Source organism: Bifidobacterium sp. UBA6881, from assembly GCA_002451435.1.
In the GTDB taxonomy this organism is placed as follows: Bacteria; Actinomycetota; Actinomycetes; order Actinomycetales; family Bifidobacteriaceae; genus Bifidobacterium.
In genome coordinates this window covers 39639-45767 of sequence record DKCF01000082.1, presented here as the reverse complement: position 1 = coordinate 45767, position 6129 = coordinate 39639, and the positions used below count along the sequence as shown (strand labels likewise).

2 protein-coding genes and 1 pseudogene are annotated in these 6129 nt (G+C 66.3%); 2 read left to right on the top strand and 1 reads right to left on the bottom strand.

Annotated features, from left to right (window positions below; all coding sequences use genetic code 11):
• On the bottom strand, positions 1–3224 hold a 3224-nt coding region (locus B3C64_RS06510), incomplete at its 3' end, for a UvrD-helicase domain-containing protein (RefSeq protein WP_291534563.1).
• Between the two features lie 167 nt (positions 3225–3391).
• On the opposite strand from B3C64_RS06510, the gene B3C64_RS06505 reads away from it, so the two are divergent.
• Both B3C64_RS06505 and B3C64_RS06500 read left to right on the top strand, forming a co-directional pair.
• Positions 3392–4822: a serine/threonine protein kinase gene (locus tag B3C64_RS06505; RefSeq protein WP_291534562.1), complete on the top strand. Its 1431-nt coding sequence runs from the start codon at positions 3392–3394 to the stop codon at positions 4820–4822.
• A gap of 36 nt (positions 4823–4858) precedes the next feature.
• Positions 4859–6129 (top strand): annotated as a pseudogene (locus B3C64_RS06500) (AAA family ATPase); the annotation flags it as partial.

The following is a 6129-nucleotide window of genomic DNA, read 5'->3' as shown; positions in this document are numbered from 1 at the left end:
TCGCCGATGGCGTTCAGATCGCCGCGCATCCGCCGGTATTCGGCGGTCATCCATTGCGTGATCGCCTCGATGTTCTCCTCGTCGCTCGGCGCGGTATGGTTCCGCGGCAGATCGAGTTTCGCCTCGGTGGCCTTCTGCGCCACGGCGTGGATGATCGATCCGAAGTTCGTGGCCGCGCTGCCAACGCGGGGTCCGGCAAACCGGTTTTCGAGCATCCAGCACACCGGGCACGCCCACAGGTTGTCCACCGCCGACGGGGATAGGGTGACCACGTCGGAGCTTCTCGCGTCCGAGGTCCTCTCGGATGACGCGGGGCGTGCGGATGGTGCCGGACGTTCCGCGGCCGCGGGTCGGGAGACGGCGGCCGCGGCATCTCCGGAATCCGCGCCATCGGACGAAGCCTCGGATTCGGCGCGATCGGAATCCGCCTCGGACTCGATGCCGCTGGAAGCCGCGTCGGTGAACGGCCAGTTATCGGGGTCCGCGGCCGCGACGCCGCGATTGGCCAGCAAGGCCAGCGCCGCCGCGGCGTCCCGTGCCTGAGGCGAGCCTTCGGGCGCCGTGGCGAGCACGCTGCGCGCGGCGGCCACCAATCCCCGCGGGTCGGCGTCAAGGCCGGCGAAGACGTCCGACCGCCCGACTTCGGCGTATGCGCGCGTGCGCGCATCGGCGTCGCGTTCCCTGTCGAATCGTTCCGGAACGTAGCCGTACAGGAAATCCGATGGCACGTTGTCGTCGTTGAACACCGAGCTCAGCACGAGACGCTCGTCGGCACGGGTCAGGGCCACCAGGAAGCTTTTCTGCTCGGAGGCGAGCACCGCGGCCATCTGCGCGTCCTGCCGGCCCGAGGAGGTGACGATGTCGTCGCGGAGCTCGCCGTGCAGCATCACGTCGGCCAACTCCTCGCCGCCGAACAGGGTGTTGCGCGGCGTGAGGTTCGGCCATTGCCCTTGTTGCAAGGACGGTAGGAACACGATCCGCCAATGTCTCCCGGCCGCGCCCGCCGGCGTGGCAAGCGTCACCGCCTGGTCGATCGGAGCGGTGCGGGCCAGCGAATCGGCCTCGATGGCGAGCGAGCGCACCTGTTCGATGAACGTGCCGATGGTGCGCGCGGCCATCACGCCTTCCGTCTCGCCGCCCGACGCGTAGCTGAACAGCCGCATCGCGGCATCGAGACGGTCGTTGGCCGCGCGTCCCGCCGCGGAATGTTCCAGAGCGACGCGCTGCCAGACCTCGGCCTTGCCGCAGGCGCGCCACGCGCAGTCGAGCACGTATTGCGGTTCGCGGGAGGCCAGACCGCGTTCGTTGTCGATGGTCGCGTCGACCATCTTCCACAAATTCCCGAACGCCTTGGCCTGGGGGTCTGGGCCCAGCACCGCGGCGATGGCGTCGAGCACTCCGGACGTGTCGCCTTCCAACAGCAGGATGTACATCGCGCCGATGCCGAACGCGGGGTCGTCGTCGGGTGATTGCCCGACGAGCGTGTCGTCCACCGCGATCGTCGCGTCCGACGTCGTTTCGAGACTTGCGTCTCGTGAATCGCGCGCCTTTCGGAACGCGGTCTTGTAGTCGTGCCATGCGTCGATCAGCTTCGGCAGCAACGCGTATTCGGCATGGTCCCGCCTCCTCGTCTCGGCGGCATCATCCGTTTTGCCGGCCTCGTCATCGGATTCCAGCACGGAGGCCAATGCACCGAGCGCGTCCATCGCCGATTCGACGGCGGTGATGCGCGCGGGACGCCCCTCATGCCATCGATCGCCGCCGATGGTGACCAGCGGCGAATTCATGATCGACGCGACACGCGAACGAATGTATTCGCCGGCCGCGCGCAGGCCCATCGAGGAAGCCGTGATCGTCCGTTCCTTCAATGCGGCCAATTCGATCAGCGCGAACAATCCCTGCACGAACGGTTCGTCCTTCAGCGGCCGGGTCACGCTGGAATAGCGTACCGGCACGCCGTCGGAGCGCAATCGTTCGCCGAAGGCGCGCACGGTGGCGTTGTCATGCGCGATCAGCGCGATGTCGTTCCACTCGCGGCGATTGCGCAGATGCTCGGTTTTGATCTTCCACACCACGTCGTCGAGTTCTTCGGCCGCCGAACGGTACAGCGCGGTCTCCACGCTGCCGTCGTCGGGCAGCCCGTCCGATTCCGGCAATCGTCCGAGCGGCCATGCGCCCGCGATCTTCGGCATTTTCCCCGGCCGGTCCGGCAGCGCCTCGTCGGATTGTTCGACGCTGGCGATGGAAAGGCTGACGCGCGCGGCGAGCAGCGTGCGGTAGTCGACCGGCCGCACGGCGTCCGGTTCGAGGCGTTCCAGCCGCGCCCCCATGCGTGTTTTCGCCGCTTCGAACAGGTATTCCGGATATGATCCGCGGAACGTCTGCACGGATTCGTCGGGGTTGCCCACCAGCAGCAGGCGCACGCCGCGGCGGTGCAATGCGTCGAGGAAATCGAATCCGGCGAGCGTGGCGTCCTGGAAATCGTCGACGATCAGCAGTTCGGGCAGATCGTCTTCCATGGCCTGAGCGACCGCCGATGTGGCGTCGACCATCAGCTGCGAGGCGTCCAGACGGTATTGGCCTGGGTATGCCTGTTCTATGGCATGCCGGTATTCTCCGCGGAGCGCGAACGCCAGACGCCATTGGACGCGCAGCCGTTCACGGCGCTCGTCGATCTCGCCTTGGCTTGCCATGCGTATGATCAGCGCGTCCTCCGATTCCGGCTTCGCGCCGATTTCGTTCATGCGCGCGAGCATGTCGCGCAGCTGGTTGGCGAAGGCGTCGTTGGCGTCATCCACCGCCATTCCCGACCAGTCGGCCACGGCGAAATACGCGCGCAGCAGCTTGCAGGTGGCGCATTCGTCGCCGCGTTCGCCATGTTCCGCATGAGCCGTGAGCATCCGCCTGATGACCATGTCCTGTTCGGCGCCATTGAGCAGTTTCGGCAACGCCAGGCCGGCGCGCGAGCGCACGGCGGTCATGATGCGGAACGCGACCGCGGGAAGCGTGGTGACCGGGCGGGCCTGCGACACCGCCGACAATTCGTGGATCACCCGGTCTCCCAGTGCATCGGCGACCTGCCTGCCGGAAACCGTCATCACCGCCGAGGCGTCTCCGTGCCGCTTCATCGCGGCGATCAGCATACGCAGCGCGAATTCGGTCTTGCCGCTGCGGGGGGCGCCCGCCACCAGCGTGGCCTGCGCGAAATCATCCACATCCATCATGGTTTCCCAGCTTACCCGACCGGCGCTCATCGCATCCGCGCCATGCCGAGCCCACCTGTGAACTGCACATTTCGCACCACCGTTCATGCCCCTTTCCGCAATGTTCGCTTTAGGGTGGCTTATGGTCTAGGATGAGGGGAAGTGTCGCGAAGAAGAGAGACGGTTCAATGACGATTCCCCAGGAGCCAAGACCCCCTGAAATCCCCGGATATGTGTTCGTCCGCAAGTTGGGGGACGGGTCGGAGGCGCACGTGTATCTGTACATGCAGCCGGCCATGTCGAGGATGGCGGCCGTCAAAGTGAGCCGAACTCCGGTCGATCCGACGGGACGCGACGGCCGGCGCCACCGTGAGGCGTTGTTCATGAGACGGCTTTCCGGACATCCGAACATCGTTCCCGTGTATGATGCCGGCGTCACCGATTCGGGGCATGGATACACGGTGTTCGCGTATGTGGAGGGTGGCAGTTGCGGCCGGATGCTGCGGACGGGCACCTTCGATCCGGACCGGACGCTGTCCATCGGCATCGCATTGGCGAGCGCGTTGGCGAGCGCGCACCGGAAGGGCATCATCCACCGCGACGTCAAACCGGCGAACATCCTGTTCAGTACCGAGGGCACGCCGATGCTTTCCGATTTCGGCATCGCGAAGAACCTCTACGCAGGCAGACGATCGGAATATTCGGTGCCGTGGGCCGCGCCCGAGGTACTGTCGCATCGCAGCGACGGCGACGATTCCACCGATGTCTATTCGCTGGGGGCGACGCTGTTCGCCATGCTGTCCGGCGCATCCCCGTACGAACACGGATACGGGCGGGAGCTGGCCGGTCTGGATGCCGGAGCCCGGCGGAACGCGTTGGGGCGCCTCATCGTCAAGCGACCATTGCCGGAACTCGGCAGGCCCGACGTTCCCGAGACGATATGCGCGATTCTGCGCAAGGCGTTGAGCAAGGACGCCGAGCATCGGTACTATTCCGCATTGGAATTCGCCAGGGCCATGCAGCGCGCGCAATACGAACTGTATGGGAGGGCCGATCCGACCGTCGTCGCCGGCGAGCCGCCGTATCCGCGGACGATCATGCGACCGCGGCGGCTGGGCGCGTCTTCTTCGGCGTCGCAGCCGGCCAGACGGAAATACCGGATCGTTCCTGTGGCTGTCGCGGCCACGATGCTGGCCGGTACGGCGCTGGCGTTCACTTGCGTGGTCGTACCGAAATCGGATTCGGTCTCCATGGATGGCGGCGTGAGGACGGGCTTTGGCACCGCCCGCGATTCGGATATGCCGCATGTTCCGGAAGACGACCCGATCGCATCCGGCCGGGTGCCGGAAGTGGAGGATCTGTCGGGCCGGTATTCGCCGGACGGCGACAGCGTGACGTTCACATGGACGAATCCCGATCCCGAAGACGGTGATTCCTACGTTTGGTCGCCGGTCGGCGACGACGGCGTGGATCGGGAGGCGCGGGGAGCCATCGTCCGTTCCGAGAGCATCCGGGTCGACGCGGCCGACGGGCCACGGACCTGCATCCAGGTGAGTCTGGTCCGGGAGAACCGGCGGATGTCGGACACACCTTCCATCGCCTGCGTGGCGAAACCGTAGGCGGCGACCACCACACGACAGAGATCGGCAGGACCTATGAACATCGCACCTTTCCCCCATGAACGTTCCGAACGCCCGTCAAGGCACAGGCGGAGGAAGGCGCTGCGCCGACGTCCGCCGCCCCCGCGCGGCGCGTGGACGACGCCGATCGTCGCGCTGGCGCTGCTGCTCGGCATCGTTGCCGGCGCGATCATCGTCGGCTCGGTGACGCAGAGGCACGTCCAGCTCGACGACGGCACGGTGTGGGTCACTTCGCTGAGCCATCGCAAGGCCGCGCGGTTCAACGTACGCAACAACGACGCCGATGCCGGCGTGGCCTCCTCGTCGGCGCGGTTCGACATCGTCCAGCACGAAGGCGACACCGTGCTCGCGGAGGCCACGAAGGCGAGCGGCATCGCGGCATCCACCGTCAGCACGACCGGCGAAACCGCCATCACGTCCGGCATGCGGACGCTGATCGGCGGCGATACGGTCGCGTTCATCAACACGGCCAATGGCGACGTGTGGGCGGGCTCCGCGAAAGACGTGGGCGCCGTCGCCCCAACGTCCGATGCTCCGAAGATGAGGCTCGGCACCGGAGGCCGGATCGTGGTGACCGACGACGGAACCGTTTACGGATACCGTCCGTCGGACGGCGCCGTGCTCGAACTCGACATGTCGAAAAGGCGCGTCGCGCAGACAGCCATGTTCGATATGAAGGAAAACGTCGAATCATTCACCGTCATCGGCGGTGTCCCCGTCATCGCGGCGAACGGCACGGTGCGATGGCCGGGCGGCGGCGCGCATATCGGAGTCCGCGGCATAATCACCTTGCAGGACGCGCCCGTCGACGGACTGCAGCGAGGATGGGTCGCGGCCGCCACGCCGCACGGCCTGTCGACGGTGGACCTCGCCACCGGAAGCGTCGCGGACCTGCCCCATGCAGGCAGCGGAGAAACCGTCCGTCCCGTCTCGGTCCAAGGCAGGGTGCATGCCGCATGGGCGCAGAACGCCGAGAACTACCTGTGCATCGACTCGCCCGACATGGCGGATGCCGGCTATGTCTCTGTGAAAAACGTGGACGCCACCTGCGAACTCGTGTTCCGGGTGAACCACCGTCTCGCGCTGCTCAACGACGTGGGCTCCGGCGACGTGTGGAATCCACGGAAATCCGTCCACGCCGTCAAAATTCAATGGAACACAGTGGATACCGGGCAGACGCGGCAACAGGAGCGAAACGACGAAAGCGCCGACAATCAACGGGCCTTCAGCAAGATCTGTTCCCCGCAATCGGAGCGGATCAAGGCGGAGGACGACGTGTTCGGCGG

Excerpts from the sequence above, each read along its gene's own strand:
- B3C64_RS06505 (WP_291534562.1), top strand. The coding sequence starts at position 3,392 with ATGACGATTCCCCAGGAGCCAAGACCCCCTGAAATCCCCGGATATGTG.